This is a genomic window from Pseudomonas sp. SMV7, assembly GCF_052041995.1.
Taxonomy (GTDB): Bacteria; Pseudomonadota; Gammaproteobacteria; order Pseudomonadales; family Pseudomonadaceae; genus Aquipseudomonas.
The window spans coordinates 270,059-293,211 of record NZ_JBKGGT010000005.1 but is presented as its reverse complement, the minus strand read 5'-3'; the positions used below and the strand labels follow the sequence as shown (position 1 = coordinate 293,211).

The following is a 23,153-nucleotide window of genomic DNA, read 5'->3' as shown; positions in this document are numbered from 1 at the left end:
CGCATGAACAACCCCACGCTTGAGACCCCTACCGTGAACACTGAGCTGCCTTCACCTTTGGCCGATATTCATGACCGCGTGATGGAAGCCTACTACGGCAAGCTGGGGGATCAGTTCATGCGCGAAACGCAGTCCCGCATCCACTGGATCTGCGCCCAGGTCAAAGGGCGCCGGATCCTGGATGTCGGTTGCTCGCAGGGCATCGTGCCCCTGCTGCTGGCACGGGAAGGCTGTCAGGTCATCGGTGTCGACACCAGCCCTCAGGCTATTGAAGAAGCCAAGGGCTACTTGTCCGCCGAACCGGCCCACATCCAGCAGAACGTCACCTACATCAATTCAGACTTCCTCGCGCTGGACACGCTCGAGGTTGAACCGGACACCGTTGTCATCAGTGAAGTGCTCGAACACCTGGTACGCCCGGAGCTGTTCGTCGAAAAAGCCTACGACCTGCTCAAGCAGGGTGGTCGATTGGTGGTCACCGTGCCGTTCGGGGTCAATGACTTCATTGACCACAAACACACGTTCTACCTGATGGAACCGTTCCGGCTGCTGGCCGAGCACCTGCAGATCATCGAAGTGAAGATGCTTGGCAAATGGCTAGGTATCGTTGCGGTGAAGAGCGAAACGCACAAGCCCGGCGTCATTGACTCGATGACGGTGGATCGCGTCCGTGAACTGGAAAAGGCGTTTGAATCGATCGAGCGCACCTTGCGCGAAAATCTTGCCGCCATGGGCAAGCGCCTGGAAGAGGCAAACAAGAAGTATCGCCTTGCAACTGAGCAAATAACCCTGCTCAAGCCGGAAGCGCAAAAAGCTGAAGCGCTGTCGAAACAGCTGCAAACGCGCGAAGCGGAAATCGCAGCGCTGCAAAAATCCAACCGCGAAATCCTTGAAGCCAAGGCACAACTTGCCCAGGAGCTGGAGGACACCACGCAGCGGCTGGTGGAAGCCAACAAGAAATACCGTGTGGCGACAGAGCAGTATGGCCTGCTGGAACAGCAACTGAAGACGGTCGAAGAAGCTCGTGTACAAAGCCTGGCCGAGGCGCGGCAGCAATTCGATGAGTTGCAGGCCCGGCACGCCAAAACGCTGGAGCAATTGGCTGAGGCGGCTGACGGGCTGCAGGGCTCCGCGGAACAACGGGAAATAATCGATAGCCATATCGCCACCATCACTGACCTGCGTGCTTATCAGGCTGCATTGACAGCCGAATACGAAAGCCAGCAGCAACAGGCTGCTGAACTGCTGCACGATGCACAACAGAAAAATGCAGAGCACATTGAGGCGATCACCGCGTTGCGTGCCCAGCAGGCAGCCCTGCAGGCCCAGATTGATGCTGCGAACCACCTGCAATCCCAAAGCAATCAGGACATTGCTGAGAAAGACAACACGATCACCACGCTGCGCATGCGCCAAGCGGAACTGGAAGCCGAACTTGAAAGCGAGTTGGAGTATATGAACGAATTGCAGGCCCAAACCCAACGGGCCGACGCTGCTCAGGCAGAGACCATTGCCCTGCTAAAAGCGCGTCAAGCTGAATTGGAAGCGGAGCTGACCAAGCAGCGGCAAGCCATGGACGAACTGCAGCTTCAAAGTCAGCAGGCCAACGCAGCCCAAGCCGATATGGTCGCTGCATTGCAAGGCCAACAGGCTGAACTGCAACTTCAGTTGCAACAGATGAATGAAGTTCAGGCGCAAAGCCAGCGTGAGCATGCGGCCCAGGCAAACTCCATTAATGCCTTGGTCGAACAACGCGCGCATCTGGAAGAGCAATTGCAACAATTGACAATTGCCAACGTTGAATCTGAAGAAGCGCGAGCAGCCTTGGGGCAAAATATTGCGTCGCTCACCCAGGCCAAAGAGCTACTCGAAGAACAGCTGATGCTGGAAAGCGCCAGCCGTCAGGCAGCCGAAGCCAGTCTGGCCGCCACCAATAAAGAATGGCAAGGGCTGCGCCAGCAACTTGAAGCCGAGCTCAACTCGTCGCGGGCAGGCCTTGGTGCGGCAAACATGAAGTACCGCGCACTGACAGGCGAACAAATCCCGCAATTGAAAGCAAGCCTCAATCAATTGCTTGAACGCAGTGCCGCTCAACAGCGCAAGATCAATGAGCTCAATGAGCATCTCGAGCGCGCCAACACCCAGCGCCACCTGGCAGAGCAACGCCTGGTTAAAACCCGAGCAAGCATGACCTATCAGCTTGGGTACCAGATCAAGAATAGCGCCACTTCGCTAGGTGGCCTGGTCAAGCTACCAGTGCGTCTGCTGCGCCTTTACCGCAAAGCCAGCCAACAACGCAAGCAGAACGAGCAGAAGCTGCTGGCCAACGAACCGCGCAAGGCACCGCTGCCGCCGGCGCCAGTGCAGGATGAGAACTACCTGAAGCTGCCCGCTGCGCTGCCGACCAGTGAGCTCACCCGCACCACCCTGCTGCGCCAGGCGGATCAGCCTGTCAGCCGCTTGAAGGTGGCATGCGTGATGGATGAGTTCACCTTCGGTTCCTATCGTTACGAATGCGACCTGATGCCACTTACGCCAGCCAACTGGAAGGCCGAAATAGAGGGCTTCGGCCCGGAACTGTTGTTCATCGAATCCGCCTGGCGCGGCAAGGATGACCTGTGGGGCAGCAAAGTCGGCCACAACGGGCAGGAGCTGCAGGACATCCTGGCGTGGTGCCGTCAGAACAAGGTACCGACCGTGTTCTGGAACAAGGAAGACCCGGTTCACTTCGAAACCTTCCTGACCACTGCCAAACAGTTCGATCACGTGTTCACCACGGATATCGATTGTATCCACCGGTATAAAGGTGCACTTGGTCACGACCGTGTTTACCTGCTGCCGTTCGCCTGCCAGCCGGCCCTGCATAACCCGATCGAGCTGTATGAGCGCAAAGACGCCTTCTGCTTTGCCGGCGCTTACTACGCCCGCTATCCCGAGCGTACCCGTGACCTGGGCAATTTCGTCTGTGAACTGCCCAAGTTCCGTCCGCTGGAGATATTCGACCGAAACTTTGGCAAGAACGATGCGAATTATCAGTTCCCCGAGGAGTACCAGCCTTACATCGTCGGCACTCTACCCTTCGAGAAGATCGACACGGCTTATAAAGGCTACCGCTACGCGATCAACCTGAACTCGATCAAGCAATCGCAATCGATGTTTGCCCGTCGCGTCTTCGAATTGCTCGGTTGCAACACGCTGACCGTGAGCAACTTCTCACGCGGTGTCCGCCTGCTGTTCGGCGACTTGGTCGTTACCACCGACAACGGCGAAGAAATGCTGCGTCGTCTGCAATTGCTGGCGGAAGACCCGCTGAACACTGACAAGCTAAGGCTGGCGGCCCTGCGCAAGGTGATGCAGGAACACACCTACACCCAGCGTTTGGAATACGTGATGAGCAAGGTCACTGGTACCGCAAAGGCCCAGCGGCTTCCAGAAATCGTGGTAGTTGGCGAAGCCCAGGACCGTGAGCAGTTCGACCAGTTGCGTGCCCACCTGAACCGCCAGACCTACAGCCAAGTGCGCATGGTCATCATCAGCGATGCCTACCAGGGCAGCATCGTCAGCGATGACCCACGCATCCTGGTGCTCAAGCCAACGCAGCTGAAGAAGACCTCACTGGGCGAGCTGGTGGGCAACACACCTTGGGTCGCCGCCTTTGTGCCTGGCGACTACTATGGCCCGAACTACCTGCTCGACCTGGCACTGGCAACCCGCTATAGCCGTGCTCAGGTAGTGGGTAAAGCAGCCCACTTCACCTGCAAGGGCGCAGATGCGGAACTGCTGTCGAACGAACATGCCTACCGCCCGACCCAGACCCTGAGCGCCCGTCGTTCGTTGGTGGCTACCGCAATCGTTGCTGACCAGCCGCTGCTCAATTGGTTGAAGAACCTACCGTCGTTGCAGTATACCCATGCCCAGGGCTTGGCCATCGACCCGTTCAACTATTGCGAAAACGGTGCCGCGCACCATGAAGGCATCAACACCCAGGTCAACGATCTGGAACTGAACCTTGGTATGACCATCGACCAGCTGCAGGCGCGTGCGCAGTCCATTGCGCCGCTGGAAGTTAGCCGCGATGCGCCTGAAATCAGCGGTCGAGACCTGGCCGAAATGTTTGGCGTCGCCCGCAACAAGTACCTCGATCTCACCATTGACGGTGATAGCTGGCGAGTGTATTCCAAGTTGGAAGACGGCAAGCATGAGTACATCTACGCGAAGCAGGAGTCGAGCCTGGAAACGCTCGGTTGCGTAGACGGTAAACTCAAACTGTTCCTGGACTGTACACCCGGCCTCAACGTGCAATTGGTAGTGCTGTTCCTCGACGCTGACAAACAGCGGATCAGCCACGTCATGCAGCATGCCAACCGTAATCAGACGGCTGATGTACCGCCAGAAACTGTCTATATACGCTTCGGCTTACGCGCCTATGCTGCGGGCACTACCGAATTAAAGGCTCTGGTGCTAGGCCATCGCGACTTGCAACCCTCTGAAATGATGGGTCGCGGCGAACATTTGCTGCTGACCAATCACTATCCGGCCTACGCAGATCTTTATCGCAACAAATTTGTACATAGCCGCGTATCGGCTTATCAGCAGCAAGGCATCGAAGTCGATGTCTTCCGCCTGCGCGTTAATGAAACCGTCAGCTACCACGAGTTCCAGAACATCGATGTGGTTACCGGTTGCCGCTCGACCTTATCCAAAATGCTCGAGAAGAACCACTATAAATCGATTCTCGTCCACTTCCTGGATGAGACGATGTGGAATGTGTTACGCACGCATTTGAATACAACCCAGATCACTGTGTGGGTTCATGGGGCTGAGATCCAGCCCTGGTGGCGCCGAGAGTACAATTACAGCACCGACGAACAATTGCAGTCTGGAAAACTTGTCAGCGATAAACGCATGAGTTTCTGGCGCAGCATACTGCAGCCGATGCACAGGAACCTGAAGCTGGTGTTCGTTTCCCGCTATTTTGCAGAAGAAGTCATGGAAGACCTTGGATTCCGCCTGCCGGAAGGACAGTACGAGATTATTCATAATCCTATCAATACCGATAATTTCAGCTACGTTCAAAAACCGGCAGAACAGCGTAAGAAGGTGCTGTCCATCCGCCCCTATACCTCGCGAACCTATGCAAATGATCTGACCGTCAGAGCCATTGAGCTTTTGGCTGAAAAGCCGTGGTTCGACGATATGACATTCCGGCTCGTAGGAGACGGACCATTGTTTGAAGAAACACTCGCACCATTGCGGGGTTATTCGAACGTACACATTGAACGCCGCTTCCTGAACCATGGGGAAATTGCCGCGCTGCACAAAGAACACGGTGTGTTCCTGTGTCCGAGCCGTATGGATACCCAAGGTGTATCGCGAGACGAAGCCATGGCGTCGGGGCTTGTTCCTGTGACGACTGCGGTCGCGGCGATCCCGGAATTCGTCGACGAGAAAAGTGGCTTTGTCGTCGAACCGGAAAACGCCATACAACTAGCCGAGGCCCTTGAACGCATCTATATGGATCAAGCGCTATTTTCCACGCTGTCCCGACAAGCCGCAGAACGCGTGCGACGCCAAAGTGACTGGAAGAAAATGGCCACCCTTGAACTGAATACATTCCGAGACGTTTGAAGTCGTTATGAGCAAGTCTTTGAAACATTATGTTTTCACCAACTTTGGCATCGGCATCAAGGATGAGCTGTGGTTGTCCTATCGGCTGGAAATTTTCACCAATACGGTTTTTCCATCTCTCGCAAACCAGCGCAACCGAGACTTTGAATGGACGATCTTCATTGACGAAGCTCTTCCTGTCTTGCATCAGGCGCGCTTGGAGGCCGCAATTACTGCATCCGGCCTGAACGCCAAGACACTGCAGGTTAGCGACTATTCACTGACCAGCAAAGAAGTCACCAAACTGCTGGCTCAAACGCGCGAGGATATCGTACTCACTTCGAGAATCGATGATGACGACTGTATTCATGAAGACGTAATCGCTACCATTCAAGAACACGCGCGCTCGGATAAATATGCTGAGGAAGTGTTACTGATTTCGCTGCACAATGGCTTGGAGTTCCTGCCATCGGACGATTGTTACCGCGCTGTCACTTATGACACGCTGGCCTTGGCATTGACGCTGGTCGACAAAACCACTGGCCCCAAGAGCCTTAGCATTACTCAATATGCTCACCACATGGTGGTGGAGACGCTGAGAAAGCAGGAAATTAATGCCAAACATATCCTGCTGAAATCAAAGCACCCCTTATATACGTATACCAAGCACCCTCTGAGTGACTCCTATTTCTTCGGCGCACGCGCACGAATTCTGGGTGACACAAATAAAACGTTTGGCCTGAAAGAGTCGCAACTGCGTCCGTTCGGCTTGAGCCAACAGCGCCTGGATTTTCTGTCCACGCTTCTCAAGCAATCGCCGATCGGCATGCCGCACAAATATCTTGAGAAACTCGGGAATGTGCGCAACCAAATTAAGATCGAGCTTAACAAGGGCAATGACCAGCCCAGTGAACACCTTGATGCCCTCATTGCGCGAAAGGCTAGACTCGAACGCACGGCTGTTCGCCCAAACCCAGCGGGGCCACGCAAAGAGAAAATCCGCGTTGCAATCCTTGGATCCTGTGTTACTAGGGATTTATTCGAGTTCCAGAAAAGCACGCTTGAAGCGTTCGAAATCTGTTTCTATATGGCGCGTTCGTCGGTCGTTTCCTGGATGGCCCCGCCTTGCTTCGATCCACAGTTGGGTATCGACGCAAGCTCATTTGAGGGCAAACGCTCTCATTGGGATCAACATAAACTGCATTGGCAGCTTCTCGAGCAGTCCCGTCCTGACATAGTGATCATTGATTTTATTGATGAGCGCATCGGGATTGTCCAACACCAGAGTTCTCTGATGTCCGCAAGCGGACCACTGCTCAAAGCGTTGGAACGCAAAAGCATTCCTCATGAAATCAAGCGCCCGTGGAGCCCCGAAATAAAAAAACTTCGAGAGTGGGCATTGCCTGCTTTCCTTGAGCGAGTCGCTAATATTTGCCCAAATATCTTCGTTCACAGAGCTGTATGGGCGTACCAATACAAGAAAGACTCCAGCCTTGAAAGCTTCAAGGGGGGTGAGTTTGAAAAGCTGATTGAGTTGAACAACTCTGTCATTGACCCTATGCTCGCAACACTTGAAGATTCGGCAACTGCTGTTGAGCAGATTGGTGGTTTAGAGGCCGGGCTGGTCGCAGGCGGCGACCACAAATGGGCTTTCTGCCCCTACCACTATGACAGCACTTACTACAAAACGGTTGCCAAGCAACTGCTTGCGCGAATCATGAGTTGATCCAAAGGACTTATCGAAACATGAAAATCAAAACGGCTGCTTTGCTCTCCCTGCTTGCTATCGCCATCTCCGGCTGTGATCAGCAAGCCGCTGACTCTGACAAAACTGACAGTCAGGCAGCGAACACAGTACAACCACAGGCTAAAGCCGAACTGAATCTTGCTGATGGCTCGATCCTGCAGCTGACTGCAGAGCACAGGAAATCTTACGCTAAGCCCAATAGCGCAGGAAAGTTGAGCATGCATGAGTACAGCTACTCCACCGCCGACAAGCTGGCCGAAAACGACGTGTACATGCAGCTGCAAAATGCAGGCTTCACTCGCAAGGTAATCAGCAACGACAGCAGCCAATTTAAAGTGCAATACTACAAAAAAGACCTACCGGTGATCGGTGGCATCTACACCACTGTAAACCAAGATAAAAATACAGCAACTATCGCGACTTTGTACTGGCAAGAGAAATGACCCAACCAGCGTCGATTAAACCCATTGAAAGAATCATCCGCCGATGAAACTTCAGCACCATATTAGATCGACGCTAGGCTGGTGCCTGTCGATAGGCATCAAACTGCTCCGGGTTGTGCCCTTCACAACGATCACAGTGCAGGTTACAACCCTGGCAAGCCAGATTTTTTTATTGCTCGCCTTTTTCCTGCCGCTTAAGGTTATTATCCTATTAGGCTCCGAAAAAATCCCGAATTATTTTCCCAGCGCCTTTCAAGCACTGAAGAAAAATCACCTGATTGTGTCACTTAGTATGGCTGCAGCACTGTGCTATGTGCTTTACGTACTATGCGAATTACTGATTGCCTACTGCTGTCGTCAAGGCGCACGAACATTGCTTCTACGCAGCGCCAAGCTGAACATGTTTGAGAATCAGGAAAAAATCGCGGCCTATGCGTACTCAAAATTTACGCGCGCCATGGCATCTGCCCTATTCTTTGTTATCAGCGCCATTGTTCTCCTGGTCATCTACCCAAAACTATTAGTGATTGTGCTTGGATATACCATCCTAGCGACATCTCTATGTGTAATGACCTACAATTTTTACACTGCCATTCAATTACAATTCCAGCAAAACCACGGCAATATTCTCAATGCGCTATCGGCTACTGGCTTCCTGCTGAGCTTCTTCTGTCTGGTCGCCGACTTTCTGTACTTCCCCCACCAACGAATCTTTCATGCGGTCATTGCGGTACTCGTCATGCGCCAAGCCTTGCAGCGCTTGACCAGCATGGTCCAGGACCTAGTCAGCCTGCGTATGCAACATCGCCAGATTAACGCAATGTTCTTTCAATCCCAGCCTTTACTCGAGCAACGGCCGAACAACCATCAGCTTGAGCACATGCTTAGCCCGTCCAGCCGAGAAGCTTGGATAGAAAGGCTCATGGGCCTGGCGGGTATCGACATCCGCAATGGCATCGAGATCTCTTGGCACCAGATGGATGCAGTTGACGTCTATGCATTTCGCATCACTGTCTTGGACAACAACGCCCCCCAAGAATTTATGGCCAAGCTGTTCGGCAGTAATATCACCAGTTTGGCCGAGCAGGAGCGCTTACTCTTTGAGTATCAGCCACACTTGCCTTCACTCGAATGGCTAGGGCACTACCTACTACAGGGAATCGACTGTCATCTCTTCCGTCTGGATGGCCACAAAAAGCTAATCCGTCGCCAGATTGGCGATGGCGTTGTCGCAATCAGCCAGCAACTACTCTGCTGTGAACCAGCCCGCGAATTGATATTGCGCTTCAGCCGAACCCGTCCCTATCTGGAACAACGGCTTGATAAAGCCATGATCGAACCGCTGCGCTTCGTATGTTCGACGTCAGCTGACGCTGAAAAGGTAGAACGTCTTCTTGGATCCTTTGATTGCATTATCGAACGGCTCAGCAGCCTACCTCGACAGATCGTGTCGCTGGACATCACTTCGGAGGCATTGCTTATTTCCGCTTCGCAACAGTACCAACTCAGTCACTGGAGCAGCTGGCGAATTGAAGGCGCAGGAAGCAACTGGCCCGTCATCGAGAAAGAGCGTCTTTACGAGGCCATCAAAATTGCACGCTGTCATCGCCCGGCCTTGGCACATACGGCTACCGAAGACATTGTATTGTCAGCATACATGTACAGCTTTGAAAGATTCCTGCTGAGAAAGGACTATCCAGCTGCATTCAGGTTGCTGGATGACATTCTTGCCGTAATTGGGCCAGAAAAAAAACCAGAACTCAGGCAGGAGTCTGCTCAATGAAAAAAATTGCAATGATCGTCTGGAACGAGTTTCTTAATGATGCTCGAGTGCTCAAGGAAGCCCAGACATTACAGCAAGCGGGATATCAAGTACGTGTTTTCGCACTGCATACCCCTGGCGTCACACAACAGCAAGAACGCTTGAACGAAGGAATTGAAGTTTTCCGCGTTGCACGCAGCCCCCTATGGCGCCTGCGCAAACGCAAGATTGGCTCGACTTCGCCTGTTCAGGCGATTAAAAGTATGGGCCCGGTCGGAAAATTCGGGATAAAGCATCAGGTATTACGTCTTATCGCCCGTGCCTGGACTCATATGGCCCTGCTTCTGCAAATGATCCGCTACAGGGCAGATGTCGTGCACTCACACGATGTAAATACACTACCAACTGCCTGGTTGGCATCTCGTATCAGCGGTGCCCGCTTGGTTTATGACGCACACGAGATAAGCACCAGCCGAGAAGGCTATGATAGCTTCCGCAGATTGGTGGGGCTGGTAGAGAAACGACTTATGCCCTTGGCTGATGGTACTATCACCACGACGGATGCCCGCGCCAAGTATTTTGCCCGAGCTTATCATATTCAACGTCCAATAGTACTGCAGAACCGTCCACGCTTAACACACTGTTCCCCGACAAACCGGATTCGTGCAGAACTAGGGCTGGCTGAACAATGGCCAATCATTATCTATCAGGGAGGTCTGCAACAAGGTCGCGGGCTCGAGAAGCTTATTCGCACTGCAGCCAAAGTGGCGGACGCCTACTTTGTACTCGTCGGCGGAGGTCGTCTGGCGCACCTTTTAAGTCAGCTCATTGAGGAACTAGATTTGCAAGACCGGGTGTACATCATACCCACGGTTCCGCTGGCGGAGCTCCCAAGCTATACTGCCTCCGCAGATATCGGTGTACAGCCTATCGAAAATACCTGTCTCAACCACTACACCACTGATTCGAACAAGTTGTTCGAGTATGTGATTGCCGGTCTACCTGTCGTAGCAACGGATTTTCCGGAAATTCGTCGGATCGTGCGCAGACATGACATAGGTATTCTCGTTCCTGCGGATGATCCAACAGGCCTCGCGCATGCACTCAACGTATTGGTCTCGGACACGAGCTTGCGAGAGAACTATGCACGAAATGCCCGTTCCACTGCTGGCACATTAAATTGGGAGGAGCAGGAGTCGCGGCTGGTGGATTTATATCAACATGTTCTTTCGCCAGTACCGCAGTCATGGCAGGCACGATCATGACCACACGGATCCTGTTGCTCAGTTTTTACTATCCTCCGGACCTTTCTGCAGGCTCATTCCGTGCGGAAGCGCTTGTCAGCGCACTTCGTGCCGAACTAGGTGAGCAAGTAGAAATCGAGATTGTTACCACTCAACCAAACCGCTACCACTCATTCGTTACAAGCGCTGTGAGCATCGAGCGTTTACCGCAGCTGACCATCAGACGGATTAACGTACCTGCACATCGCAGTGGCATAAGGGATCAAGCACAGGCATTTTTCAGTTTCGCCATTAACGCCTTCAAGATTACTCGGAATAAGAAGTACGATCTAGTTTTTGCGACATCGTCAAGACTAATGACAGCTTCACTGGGTGCCGTGATCGCAAAGCGCAACGGCTGCGGTCTCTATCTCGACATCCGAGATATTTTTGTCGATACTTTGCGAGAGTTGTTGCCATCACGCTGGGGACCGTTAGCAGCATCCATTTTTTCTCCAATCGAGCGATGGACAATCAAGCAAGCCACTAGGGTGAACCTAATCTCTCCAGGCTTCTTGCCATACTTCACGACTCGCTATCCTGGACGAGCGTTCACGCTATATACCAATGGCGTAGATGACCTGTTTATTGATCACGCGCAGACAGCCCAGTTACCCGTACCCCAACAGCGCCCTCAACGACTGCAGGTAATTTACGCCGGAAATATTGGCACCGGGCAAGGGCTGCATCAGATTATACCTGCACTGGCTAAACGTTTGACTGACAAGGTAGACTTTCACCTGATAGGCGCCGGCAGTGCTCTGGAAACCCTGAGAAAAGCGCTTGAACATGAAAACGTAGAAAACGTACGAATATCTCTCCCGATGAAGCGCGATCAATTACTGCGTATTTATAATGAAGCGGATGTTCTATTTCTACACCTTAACAACCTAAAGGCCTTTCGCCGGGTATTACCTTCTAAACTATTCGAGTACGCTGCCACTGACAAGCCCATTTGGGGCGGACTGTCAGGTTATGCTTACCGCTTCGCGCAAAAAAGAATCAAGAATGTAGCACTGTTCGCTCCCTGCGATATCGAGGCGGCCATCCGTGCTCTGCATCAATTAGAAATAAAAAGAACTTCCCGCACAGAGTTTGTACAACAATTCTCTCGCCGTTCAATCAAGGAAAAAATGGCGCAGGATGTACTAAAAATTTCACCAAGGTACATTGCTGGTTCCTCGTCCCCACCTTGTAGTTCAACCCAAGGGCGTCCGGATTGAACGCTGCCGAGCACAACAACAGGATTGATATAAGAACATGACTAACGGACTTCATAAAATGAGTCTGTCCAAGCTGGATGGAATCCGCGGCATCGCGGCCGTGATTGTGATTTTCTCCCATGCATTGTTCTGGTTCTACCCAGCCATGCACCTGGGTGTACGCACTAAAGGCCGTCCGCTAGATGGAATTGAATGGTTTGATAGCCCGTTTTCCTTTTTTTACCGTGGTGGTTTTTCCGTATCGATGTTTTTTATTTTAAGCGGACTAGTGCTGACCTATAGCATTTCACGGCATGCCGACGTGCTTGACTCCGTTCGCAGAGCATCGGTTAAGCGCTATATCCGCTTAGGTGTACCTGTCGCCGCGTCTGTCCTTATCGGCTGCGCCCTGATGAAACTTGGGGTTTATGAGGCACCCAATGTCACCCCAACGCCGGTCCTTTCAACGCCGTATCTATTTGACGCGACTTGGGGCAGTGCTATTCGTGACGCAATTTATGGAGCGCTTGCTTTAGGCGACAGCCGTTATAACTATGTGCTTTGGACCATTCAGATTGAGCTCATAGGGTCCTTCGCAGTCTTCGCAGCGTACGCACTCGTTGGCGGTAACGCCTTTATATACCGACTTTTCTGTACCGCAGCGTTTTTGGCACTTTCTTCCTCAGCGAATAAAACAGCCATGTACACATCGCTTTTTTTCCTAGGCTCGATACTGATCACGTTTCGGTTCAATGAGGAAAAGCCCACTGCCATACGACACGCAGTTTCTTTGATCGGCCTGCTCGTCGGACTGTACTTGGCCGGATTCCACTCTGCGAGCGCTTCTTACGTAACACTCGATCATATGACCCGTTCACTAACAACCTTTACAGGTTATAAGCCTTCTTGGCTGTTGATCATGCCCGCATTTGGCGGCTTGATCATTCTACTAAGCGTCCTGAATGCACAACGCACATTCGCTATTCTCGATACCGCACCGATGAAATGGCTTGGGAGGCTCTCCTTCTCTCTTTATCTACTGCACACATTTGTTTTGGTCACGGTGGCTCAATTTTTCACCAAACATTTCGGCATGAGCTTTACCGCCATGGTAATGACATTGAGCACAACATTAACCCTGACCTTTATCGCTGCCTACTATTTCCATTTAAAAATTGACTTGCCCGCCATCTCTTTAGCAAATAAATTTTCTTCGTTGCTTTTAGGCGATAGATCCAAGTCTCAAAACTCTGGTACCAGCCAATCGCGCCCAGTGCAGGCTTAGCTCAACGAATAAAAATTTTTACAAGCATTTTGTAACCGCCACCCCTCCAAAGGTGGCTGGAGCGCTTGGCATTTCTCCAATGTGGCTTGCAAATCGTGCGACACCACACCCAATAGCTAGCTGCAGAAATGTCACAAGGTGACAAGAGCAGCTCAGCTGCATGACACCATTCTAAGAAACTCAAACCGTCTAAAAATATGTGACAGACTTCACATATATTCCCTGCAGCCCTTTCGTCATGCTAATTGCGATGGTAGCAAACCAAGCAAAAATACCAGAAGCACCGACCGAAGTCCTCACATTGCCGAACTTGGATCCAATAGATTTTTATTGACCGAAACGAGAAATGTTCAGCTGATCGGGGACCTTCGATTGCATTCCTGGTCCCGCTATGGATAATGAGGCTTGGGCTATGCTACTCGGAACTTTTCATAGTATCAATTGCCTATACTACTCCGAAGCGTAGCGAATTGATCAAGGTGATAGGCCTGACGGAACAGGACCCCAATGCCGAGTTATGTGAACCAAAAATAAAGAAGGCTAAAAAAGATTGTGGTCAAGAACTTAATTATCTACGGTAGCTGTGTCTCCAGAGACATATTCAACCTAGAAGAAAGCCGAACATTTAAGTTAACCGATTACTTTGCAAGATCTTCAATGGCCTCGCTATGCAGCGCCGCATACGCAAATGACGATGCACTCAACCGCATTTCATCTACATTCCGACGGCGCATGGTTTCATACGACTTTTCTAAACAAATTCTGACTCAACCAGAAATTTTCAAGACCGCCGATCTTATATTGATCGATCTGATCGACGAGCGCTTCGACCTTGTGGTACTACCCTCCGGCCATATCATTACAAATTCTAGCGAATTAGCTGAAAGTGACCTACTTGCAGACAGCAGCGTAAAAGGCTACCAAATAATCAAGTACGGCTCGCCTGAGCGCCGTGATTTGTGGATGCAGGGAATGCGAAAGTTTTTTGCATTTTTGGAAGAGCACAACAAGCTAGGCAGCATAATCATCAACAAAGTGTACTGGGCGTCACATTTTGAAGAAAGCAGCAGCACTGAATTCCCGGTTTCCTTGAACACAGTTGAAAAAGCCAACCAAGAATTGGACTGGATGTACGAGCAACTGGAAAAAAAGCTGTCCAAGAATCAATTCTTGCACTACCCACCGGAAATTTTGACAGCCGACGAGCACCACCGCTGGGGTGTTTCTCCCTTTCACTATTGCAAGCAGTATTACAAAGAAGCCCTTTTACGATTGCAGTCAATAATAGCTGAAGATCACACCGAGAGCGTGCCACTTGGATATCCCGCAGAGCCAGACGCGCTGCTCGTTGCTGACGGAGTAACAATAACCGTTGCCGCTTATGAATCTGGGCATGGAATTTTTGCCCACTGCTCTCTCGTCAAGAATGGAAGAATTTATGACCGTGGGGAATTTGCGTTCTATTTTCTAATTGATGGTGTTCGGCACGGCGTTCGGTGGTATGAAGCCTCGCCTGACGCTCAATTCCCCATCCCTGAAACGCCTGGGGAATACACGGTAATTGCTTTCTTCCAAGACTCCTCGGGCGCGAAAATCTCCAGCAAGTGCCCCGTGAACTCCTTCAGCCTTATACAAAATTAGTTTAAGTTGGGCAGTAGAAATAACGAGGCGAGACCATTCTGAATAGCCCAGAAACCAGGGTGCCTAGGTGCAAAGAGGCGGCACCAAGAGCAGGGAATTCCTTTTTTCCTGCTCAAGTTCCAGCACTGCTTACTCCTACGCTGACACAGCCGACAACTACAATGGATGCGCCCCAGTGCCAGAGCTGCAGGACTCCGATTTCGCTTCAATAAACCTTATCCTGCACCAACCTCTTCAAATACTGCCCATACCCATTCTTGGCCAGCGGCTCAGCCAGCTTCAGCAACTGCTCTGCCCCAATCCACCCCTGCCTGTACGCCACCTCTTCCGGACAAGCCACCTTCAACCCCTGCCGCCGCTCGATGGTCGCGATATACCCACTCGCCTCGAGCAACGAATCATGCGTCCCGGTATCCAGCCAGGCATAACCGCGCCCCATGATCTCCACCGACAACCGGTTCTGCTGCAGATAGGCGCGGTTCACGTCGGTGATCTCCAGCTCACCGCGCGCGGACGGCCGGATTCCCTTGGCGATCTCGATCACATCGTTGTCGTAAAAGTACAAACCGGTGACAGCATAGTTGGACTTGGGTTTGGCCGGCTTTTCTTCCAGGCTGATAGCCTTGCCCTGCGTGTCAAACTCGACCACACCGTAACGTTCGGGATCTTGTACGTGGTAGGCGAAGACACTTGCACTGCCCTGCCGGCCCATGGCACTGCACAGCAATTGCTGGAAGTCGTGGCCGTAATAGATATTGTCCCCTAGCACCAGCGCGGTGGGCGCGCTGCCAATGAAGTGCTCGCCAATCAAAAAAGCCTGGGCCAGGCCATCGGGAGACGGTTGTACAGCATAGGTGATATTGATACCCCAGCAGTGACCATCGCCCAGCAATTGCTCGAAGCGCGGAGTATCCTGCGGGGTGGAGATGATCAGAATGTCGTGGATACCCGCCAGCATCAGCGTGGTCAGCGGATAGTAAATCATCGGTTTGTCGTACACCGGCAGCAGCTGCTTGGAAATTGCCAGCGTCGCCGGGTGCAAGCGGGTACCTGACCCGCCCGCCAGAATGATGCCTTTACGCTTGATAGTGTTCATTTCTCGTGTATTTCCGTAAGCATGCGAGCCACACCCAGGCGCCAGTCCGGCAAGGTCAGGGCAAACGCTTTCTGCAGTTTATGGGTGTCCAGACGGGAATTGGCCGGCCGCTTGGCAGGGGTCGGATAAGCAGCGGTGGTCAACGGGTCGACCTGTTCCGCATGGGCTTTCAGGGTGACACCCTGGGCAGCAGCATGCTCCAGTATGTAGCGGGCATAGCCACACCAGGTGGTTTCGCCGTCGGCTGCCAGGTGGTAAAGGCCGGCCAGGGCCGGGTTGGCCTGGGTGGCGCTGATGGCGTGGGCGGTAATGTCGGCGATCAGCTCGGCGCCGGTCGGGGCGCCATGCTGGTCGTCGATCACGCCCAGGCTGTCGCGCTCCGCAGCCAGGCGCAGCATGGTCCTGGCGAAGTTGTTGCCGCGCGCGGCATACACCCAGCAAGTGCGGAAAATCAGGTAGCGGCAGCCGGCGGCCTGAATGGCCTGCTCGCCGGCCAGCTTGCTTTCGCCGTAGACATTCAGCGGGCCGACCGCGTCCTCTTCACGCCACGGCCGGGTACCTTGCCCCGGAAACACATAATCGGTGGAATAGTGCACCAACAACGCGCCGACGTCGGCGGCGGCACGAGCCAGCACACCTACGGCCTCGGCGTTCACCCTGAAGGCTTGCTCGCGCTCGCTTTCCGCCTTGTCCACAGCGGTATAGGCGGCAGCGTTGACGATTACATCAGGCGCGTAGGCGCGTACAGTTTCGGCCAGGCCCGCCAGGTTGGCCAGGTCGCCGCAGTGCGACTGGCTGCGGGAATTCAGCGCCAGCAACTGGCCCAACGGGGCCAGGCTGCGTTGCAGCTCCCAGCCGACCTGGCCGTCCTTGCCCAGTAGCAGGATCTTCATGCCGAGCGCCCTGCGTAGTTCTTCTCGACCCAGTCTCGGTAGCTGCCGGACTGTACGTTCTGCACCCACTCCTGGTTGTCGAGGTACCAGGCCACGGTCTTGCGGATGCCGCTTTCGAAGGTTTCGGCGGGTTTCCAGCCCAGTTCACGCTCGAGCTTGCGGGCATCGATGGCGTAGCGGCGGTCGTGCCCGGGGCGGTCGGCCACGTAGGTGATCTGTTCGGCGTAGGGCTTGCCGTCGGCGCGGGGGCGCAGTTCGTCCAGCAGGGCGCACACGCGGTTGACGATCTCCAGGTTGGGCTTTTCGTTCCAGCCGCCCACGTTGTACACCTCGCCGGTTTTCCCGGCTTCCAGTACGCGGCGGATGGCACTGCAGTGGTCCTTGACATACAGCCAGTCGCGAACTTGCTGGCCGTCACCGTACACCGGCAACGGTTTGCCAGCCAGGGCGTTGACGATCATCAACGGGATGAGCTTTTCCGGGAAGTGGTACGGGCCGTAGTTGTTCGAGCAGTTGGTGGTCAGCACCGGCAGGCCATAGGTGTGGTGGTAAGAGCGCACCAGGTGGTCGCTGGCAGCCTTGCTGGCCGAGTAAGGGCTGTTTGGCTGGTACTGATGGGTTTCGGTGAACGCGGGCTCGCCGGCAGCCAGCGAACCGTAGACTTCGTCGGTTGACACATGCAGGAAGCGAAATGCCTGGCGTGCCTGGTCATCCAGGCCGCCCCAGTAGGCGCGTACCGCCTCCAGCAGGCGGAAGGTGCCGACGATGTTGGTTTCGATGAAGTCTTCCGGGCCGTGGATCGAGCGGTCGACGTGCGACTCGGCAGCGAAGTTGAGGATGGCGCGCGGCTGATGCTCCTGCAACAGGCGGGCTACCAGCGCGGAGTCGCCGATGTCGCCGTGCACGAAGATATGGCGCTGGTCGCCTTGCAGGCTGCCAAGGGTCTGCAGGTTGCCTGCGTAGGTGAGTTTGTCGAGGTTGACCACAGCCTCGTCATTGCCGGCCAGCCAGTCCAGCACGAAATTCGCGCCGATAAAGCCTGCGCCGCCGGTTACCAGAATGGTCATGTTCGTCTGCTTCCGCTGTCATGGTCTGCTGTTGCATCTTCTGTATTCTAGCCGCTCGGCGCTGCAGCCGAGCAGGAAGATGATATCGTCGTGCTACTTCCCCATCCCTGCGTAGGCTGCTTTGCTCAATCGAAGCAATCCAGATCCCGCAGCGCTGTGCCAACCTGATCCTTGCCTGACAGCAATGGCCGCTCGACAGGCCACTGAATACCAACGGTGGGGTCATTCCAAGCCAGGCAACGCTCGAACTGGGGGGCGTAGTAATCTGTGGTCTTGTACAGGAATTCCGCATGGTCGGACAACACGACAAAACCGTGCGCGAAACCTTCCGGGATCCACATCTGCTGCTTGTTGTGCGCTGAAAGACGGGCCCCGACCCAGTGGCCGAACGTAGGCGAAGAACGGCGCAAGTCTACCGCGACATCGAACACATCACCGGCGACTACTCTTACCAGTTTGCCCTGTGGTTGATGCACCTGGTAATGCAAGCCGCGCAGTACATGCCGGCGCGAGCTGGAGTGGTTATCCTGGACGAAGTTGACGGGACGCTGTACCAGGCGCTCGAAGACTGTGTGGTTGAAGCTCTCGAAGAAGAATCCGCGGTCATCGGTGAAGACGTTTGGCTCAAGTAGCAGGACTTCGGGTATTGCGAGGGGGGTTGCTTTCATTTAACTGCCTTGAAAATTGGTTACATGCCGGCTGCCCCCCGAAGGCGCCGCGCAACGCCGGGGACAACTGGTGACCCTTCGGCGCTGCACTTCGGCGGGTCAGGGCTCGAGACGTCGTTGCTGGTAAATCCAGTCAACAATCTCGCCTTCCGGTGCATAGCCGCTGACGGTTTCACGCAGCAACTGGCGTACCCGCACGAAATCGTCTGCTTCCACTGCCGCCAGCAATTGGCGCAGCGTGTCCTTGAGTGTGTCCCAGGGCAGGAAGTCTTCGTTGGCGCTCATGATCATCGGGTGGCGGGTGGCAATCACGTTATCGCCAATCAGCAGTTCTTCATAAAGCTTCTCGCCTGGCCGCAACCCGGTGAATTCGATGGCGATATCGCCCATCGGGTTACGCTCGGAACGCACGCTGAAACCGGACAGGTGAATCATCTTCTCGGCCAGCTCCACGATTTTCACTGGTTCGCCCATGTCGAGCACGAACACATCACCCCCCTTGCCCATGGAACCCGCCTGGATTACCAACTGGGCCGCCTCGGGAATGGTCATGAAGTAACGGGTGATCTTCGGGTGAGTGACAGTGAGCGGGCCGCCGGCCTTGATCTGTTTATGGAACAGCGGAATCACCGACCCCGACGAGCCCAGTACATTGCCGAAGCGGACCATGGTGAAGCGAGTCTTGTTCACCTGCGAGACGTTGCCGCTGTCGCCGAACAGTACCGGTGCCACTTCGCGGCTCAGGGCTTGCAGGGTCATTTCCGCCAGGCGTTTGGTGCTGCCCATCACATTGGTGGGGCGTACGGCCTTGTCAGTTGAAATCAGCACGAAGTTGGCAACGCCTGCCTGTAATGCAGCCTGGGCAGTGTAGAGGGTGCCGATGACGTTGTTCATCAGGCCTTCGGCAATATTGTGCTCTACCATCGGCACGTGCTTGTAGGCAGCGGCATGGTAGACGGTGTCAACCCGCCAGGTACGCATGATGTCGAGCAACTGCGCCTGGTTACGGACCGAGCCGAGGATCGGTACCAGGCACACCGACAGCGACTCGCGGGCAATGCGCTGTTCCAGTTCCGACAGGATGCTGTACAGGTTGAACTCGCTGTGGTCGAACAGCAGCAGGGTTTTCGGCGTCTGGCCCAGAATCTGCCGGCACAGCTCCGAACCGATCGAGCCTCCGGCCCCGGTTACCAGCACCGTCTGCTCGACGATGCAGCGCGCCAGCAGGTCAGCTTGCGCCGGAACGGCATCGCGGCCCAGCAGGTCGGCGATGTCCACCTCCTGAATATCATCGACCTTTACCTTGCCGCTGGCCAGTTCCATGAAACTGGGAATACTGCGCACATGCAACGGGAAACCTTCAAGGAAGTTGAGAATCTCCCGTCGGCGAGTGCGGGTGGAAGACGGAATGGCCAGCAAAATTTCCTGCGCGCCGGTGGCATCGATCATCTCCTGCAACTGATCGGGGCGATATACCTGCAGGCCGGCAATTACCCGGTCGGTAATGCTGGGGTCGTCGTCGATGAATGCCACCGGGCGCAACGCCCGATCCGCACGCAGCGCCGCTACCAGCTGGTTGCCGGCACCACCGGCGCCATACACGGCCACCCGCGGCAAGCCATCACGGTTGTTGCCGGTAAAGGGGACGTGTTGTACGGCGGCGGCAAACCAGTCACCGAGGAAGTACTGGCGCATGGCCAGGCGCAGGCCGCCCACCATGATCAGGCTCAACCACCAGTAGTTGAAGGTAATGGAACGTGGCACCACGTTCTCGTGGTTGCTTGCCCAATAGATGATAAAACCGAGGATCAGTGCGGACAGGGTTACGGCCTTGGTGATCGCAATCAGCGCGTCGGTGCCGAAATAGCGCAACACCGCACGGTACAGACCAAACCTGATGAACAGAGGAATGCCTACGACCGGCGCAGTGAGGAACAGCCAGCCATGATCCAGGATGGGGTTGGCCAGGTCATCAATACCAAGCCGAACCACGAATGCCATCCACAGGGCAACCCAGATCAGGACAACGTCGGTCAAGACCTGCAGCAAGCGTTTGTGTCTACGTGGTAGAGCAAGCAGTTTAGCGCGCACGGTGTCCATCGCTCCTCTGAAACGTTTCCAGAAATTCCCTGACATCAAGTCGCTCACTTTACCTTTGGTGTCTATCTTCGATTTGGCCTGCGCGGAAACGCACGGCCAGCAGCAACAACGGGATATAGGCCAGCACTACACCTGCGGCACCATCCAGGCCGAGCCGCGCAACGCAAAAGGCTATCGGCAGCAACCAGCACAGGTTCAATACCGCAACAGCCAATGTGACTGGCAAGTGCCTGCCAACCTCACGCGAAGCGAACTGGTAGGCGTGGCTGCGGTGAGCCTCGTACACCTTGTCCCCCCGCAACAATCGACGAACCAGGGTGTAGGTGGCGTCGACAATGAACACGCCGAGCAGGATCAACCAGCACCAGAGCATCTCAGGTGCCACCCAGGCGGCTTGCAGCGAAAGACCGCCCAGAACGATGCCGAGGAAGCCGCTGCCAGCGTCGCCCATGAAGATCTTTGCCGGGGGAAAATTCCAGAACAGGAACCCGGCAACTGCGGCGGCCAGCAGCAATGGCAGCACTGCATGGTTGCCAAGACCCGCCAACCAGTATAGCCAGGCACCACCCAGGCACACAGTGATGGCTTCGATACTGGCGATGCCGTCAATCCCATCCATGAAGTTGTAAAGGTTGAGCAGCCACACCAGGTACACCGCAGCCAGTACGCCCCCCAGCCAGCCCAGGTCCACTTGCAAGCCGAACAGGGCCAACGGCGGCAGCCCTCCCATCCAGGCCAGCATCCAGGCGGCGGCAATGAAATGCCCGAGCAGGCGCCAGCGGGCCGGAATATGGCCGTGGTCGTCCATGAAGCCGATAACGGCAATCAGCGCACCGCTGCCACCCAGTGCCACCAAGGTGCGGCTCTCCCCCGCGCCGGCAAGCATGAGACCGACAATGGCCAGCAGGAATGTCAATACGATTGCAACCCCGCCACCGCGAGGCGTAGGCACTGTGTGCGAGCTACGGCCGTTGGGCACGTCGATGATACTGCGCGCCAGCGCGTATCGACGCAGGCCGGCAGTCATCAACAAAGACAGCAGCAGTACTGCGGGTAGAGCCAAGAAAAGCGTCATTGGTGGTTGTTTTCCTGAAAATGCCTTGCTGCAGCCAGAAGCGCCGCATCCACCCGAACCGGAGGCTGCCAGCCAAGCAGTTCGCGGGTTTTACCGATATCGACCTGTAGCGAGCCGCACAATCGTTGGGAAAGCGCCCCTTTGCCGAGCGCCTTGGCGCCACTGCTTAGCAACCAGGCTGGCACCGGTAGCAGGCGGGCCGGTTTGCCGAGCGCCCTTGCCATGCGAGTAAGCAGTTCGGTCGTGGACAGGTCCTCTCCATCACTGACCAGAAACACCTGGTTGGCTGCGCCCGGGTGATCGATACACCTCAGCACCAGGTCTACCAGGTTGTCCAGCGCCACCAGGCTGCGACGATTATGTATGGCACCGAAGGGCAATGGCACACCACGATCCAACCAGCGCATCATGCTGAGAAAATTGGCTTTCACCCCTGGCCCGTAAACCAGGACTGGACGAATGATGACAATTTCCATGCCTGTTTGCGCGCCAAGCGCCAGCAAACCTTGTTCCGCTTCATGCTTGGAAATGCCATAGGGATCTACCGGGTGCGGGGTGTCGTCGGCACGGTAGGCAGCGCCAGGGCGGGTCTGTTCGCCATTGACCTTGATTGAACTGACGAACACGAACCGGCGGGCGCCGGCCGCGCTGGCGGCCCGGGCGAAGGCCAGGGTACCGTCAACATTGATGCGGCGAAACTCTGCCAGCGGGTCGCTGGCGGTATCGCTCATGACGTGCACGCGCGAAGCGCAGTGCACCACAACATCGGGACGGTGAATCTGTAACTCGGCGCTCTGGTCATCGGCAAGGTCGCCAATCGGGTAACTGGCAACCCCGGCTGGCATCTCCAGCAAAGGTGAACGCAACGGCAGGACCGTTTCAACGTTTGCGTTGCGACTGAGCGCTTTCAGAACCGCCCCTCCGACGAAGCCGGACGCACCCGTCAAAATTACTTTCATTCTCACCTGATCGCTTGTTGGGTTTATTGGCTGTTTACTATCGGACAGATCGCATGCCAACGGAAGACACGTCGACAACTCTCGGAAATTACTGACAAATATCCCTCGAAAACGCCAACACGGCAGCGTGTAGCGCGGGGTGAACACGGTAGTGACTGGAGACCCTAATGAATCTGGAGCAAAACTACAAATCGGCTGTCCGAATACCCGGCCTGGCCCTGATCGGTATCAACTCCCCTGATTTCGAAGCGTCCAGAGCATGGACAGCCCATGCAAAACAAAACAGAATCCGTCCTCCCCCCAAGGTGTCTATAAGAACTCATGT

At 54.7% G+C, this 23,153-nt stretch carries 15 protein-coding genes; 8 read left to right on the top strand and 7 right to left on the bottom strand.

Going from position 1 to position 23,153, the window contains the following annotated elements; translation table 11 throughout:
- Positions 1-3: 3 nt before the first annotated feature.
- From ACLEJP_RS09125 to ACLEJP_RS09090, 8 genes are all read left to right on the top strand, one after another.
- Complete coding sequence (locus ACLEJP_RS09125) at positions 4-5,628, top strand: glycosyltransferase (protein WP_440805692.1); 5,625 nt, start codon at positions 4-6, stop codon at positions 5,626-5,628.
- 7 nt (positions 5,629-5,635) lie between these two features.
- Complete coding sequence (locus ACLEJP_RS09120; protein ID WP_440805689.1) at positions 5,636-7,333, top strand: DUF6270 domain-containing protein; 1,698 nt, start codon at positions 5,636-5,638, stop codon at positions 7,331-7,333.
- 20 nt (positions 7,334-7,353) lie between these two features.
- Positions 7,354-7,797: a hypothetical protein gene (locus ACLEJP_RS09115; protein WP_440805686.1), complete on the top strand. Its 444-nt coding sequence runs from the start codon at positions 7,354-7,356 to the stop codon at positions 7,795-7,797.
- Positions 7,798-7,840: 43 nt separating this feature from the next.
- Positions 7,841-9,580, top strand: a complete 1,740-nt coding sequence (locus tag ACLEJP_RS09110; RefSeq protein WP_440805684.1) for a hypothetical protein — start codon at positions 7,841-7,843, stop codon at positions 9,578-9,580.
- Positions 9,577-10,824 carry a glycosyltransferase family 4 protein gene (locus tag ACLEJP_RS09105; RefSeq protein WP_440805683.1) on the top strand — a complete coding sequence of 416 codons (1,248 nt, stop codon included), beginning with the start codon at positions 9,577-9,579 and terminating at the stop codon, positions 10,822-10,824. Before ACLEJP_RS09110 ends, ACLEJP_RS09105 begins: the two co-directional genes overlap by 4 nt.
- Positions 10,821-12,065 (top strand): glycosyltransferase family 4 protein, encoded by a 1,245-nt coding sequence (locus tag ACLEJP_RS09100; protein WP_440805681.1) that lies wholly within the window; start codon positions 10,821-10,823, stop codon positions 12,063-12,065. The genes ACLEJP_RS09105 and ACLEJP_RS09100 overlap by 4 nt, the downstream gene beginning before the upstream one ends.
- A 58-nt stretch (positions 12,066-12,123) precedes the next feature.
- A complete protein-coding gene (locus ACLEJP_RS09095) occupies positions 12,124-13,329 on the top strand; it encodes an acyltransferase family protein (RefSeq protein ID WP_440805679.1) in 1,206 nt (401 codons plus the stop codon).
- 552 nt (positions 13,330-13,881) lie between these two features.
- Positions 13,882-14,970, top strand: a complete 1,089-nt coding sequence (locus tag ACLEJP_RS09090) for a DUF6270 domain-containing protein (RefSeq protein WP_440805676.1) — start codon at positions 13,882-13,884, stop codon at positions 14,968-14,970.
- Between the two features lie 205 nt (positions 14,971-15,175).
- Here the strand turns inward: ACLEJP_RS09090 and rfbA are convergent, their stop codons facing one another.
- From rfbA to ACLEJP_RS09055, 7 genes are all read right to left on the bottom strand, one after another.
- The gene (rfbA, locus tag ACLEJP_RS09085; RefSeq protein WP_440805725.1) at positions 15,176-16,057 is read right to left on the bottom strand and encodes a glucose-1-phosphate thymidylyltransferase RfbA; all 882 of its coding nucleotides are present in this window, start codon (positions 16,055-16,057) and stop codon (positions 15,176-15,178) included.
- Between the two features lie 5 nt (positions 16,058-16,062).
- Positions 16,063-16,959 (bottom strand): dTDP-4-dehydrorhamnose reductase, encoded by an 897-nt coding sequence (gene rfbD / locus ACLEJP_RS09080; RefSeq protein ID WP_440805674.1) that lies wholly within the window; start codon positions 16,957-16,959, stop codon positions 16,063-16,065.
- A complete protein-coding gene (gene rfbB, locus ACLEJP_RS09075) occupies positions 16,956-18,026 on the bottom strand; it encodes a dTDP-glucose 4,6-dehydratase (protein WP_440805672.1) in 1,071 nt (356 codons plus the stop codon). The genes rfbD and rfbB overlap by 4 nt, the downstream gene beginning before the upstream one ends.
- A gap of 125 nt (positions 18,027-18,151) precedes the next feature.
- Positions 18,152-18,694: a dTDP-4-dehydrorhamnose 3,5-epimerase gene (gene rfbC, locus ACLEJP_RS09070; protein ID WP_289134304.1), complete on the bottom strand. Its 543-nt coding sequence runs from the start codon at positions 18,692-18,694 to the stop codon at positions 18,152-18,154.
- A 99-nt stretch (positions 18,695-18,793) separates the two neighbouring features.
- Complete coding sequence (locus tag ACLEJP_RS09065) at positions 18,794-20,794, bottom strand: polysaccharide biosynthesis protein (protein ID WP_440805671.1); 2,001 nt, start codon at positions 20,792-20,794, stop codon at positions 18,794-18,796.
- A gap of 49 nt (positions 20,795-20,843) precedes the next feature.
- Positions 20,844-21,869 (bottom strand): MraY family glycosyltransferase, encoded by a 1,026-nt coding sequence (locus tag ACLEJP_RS09060; RefSeq protein WP_440805668.1) that lies wholly within the window; start codon positions 21,867-21,869, stop codon positions 20,844-20,846.
- Positions 21,866-22,828 carry a UDP-glucose 4-epimerase family protein gene (locus ACLEJP_RS09055; RefSeq protein ID WP_440805667.1) on the bottom strand — a complete coding sequence of 321 codons (963 nt, stop codon included), beginning with the start codon at positions 22,826-22,828 and terminating at the stop codon, positions 21,866-21,868. The genes ACLEJP_RS09060 and ACLEJP_RS09055 overlap by 4 nt, the downstream gene beginning before the upstream one ends.
- Positions 22,829-23,153 lie beyond the last annotated feature (325 nt).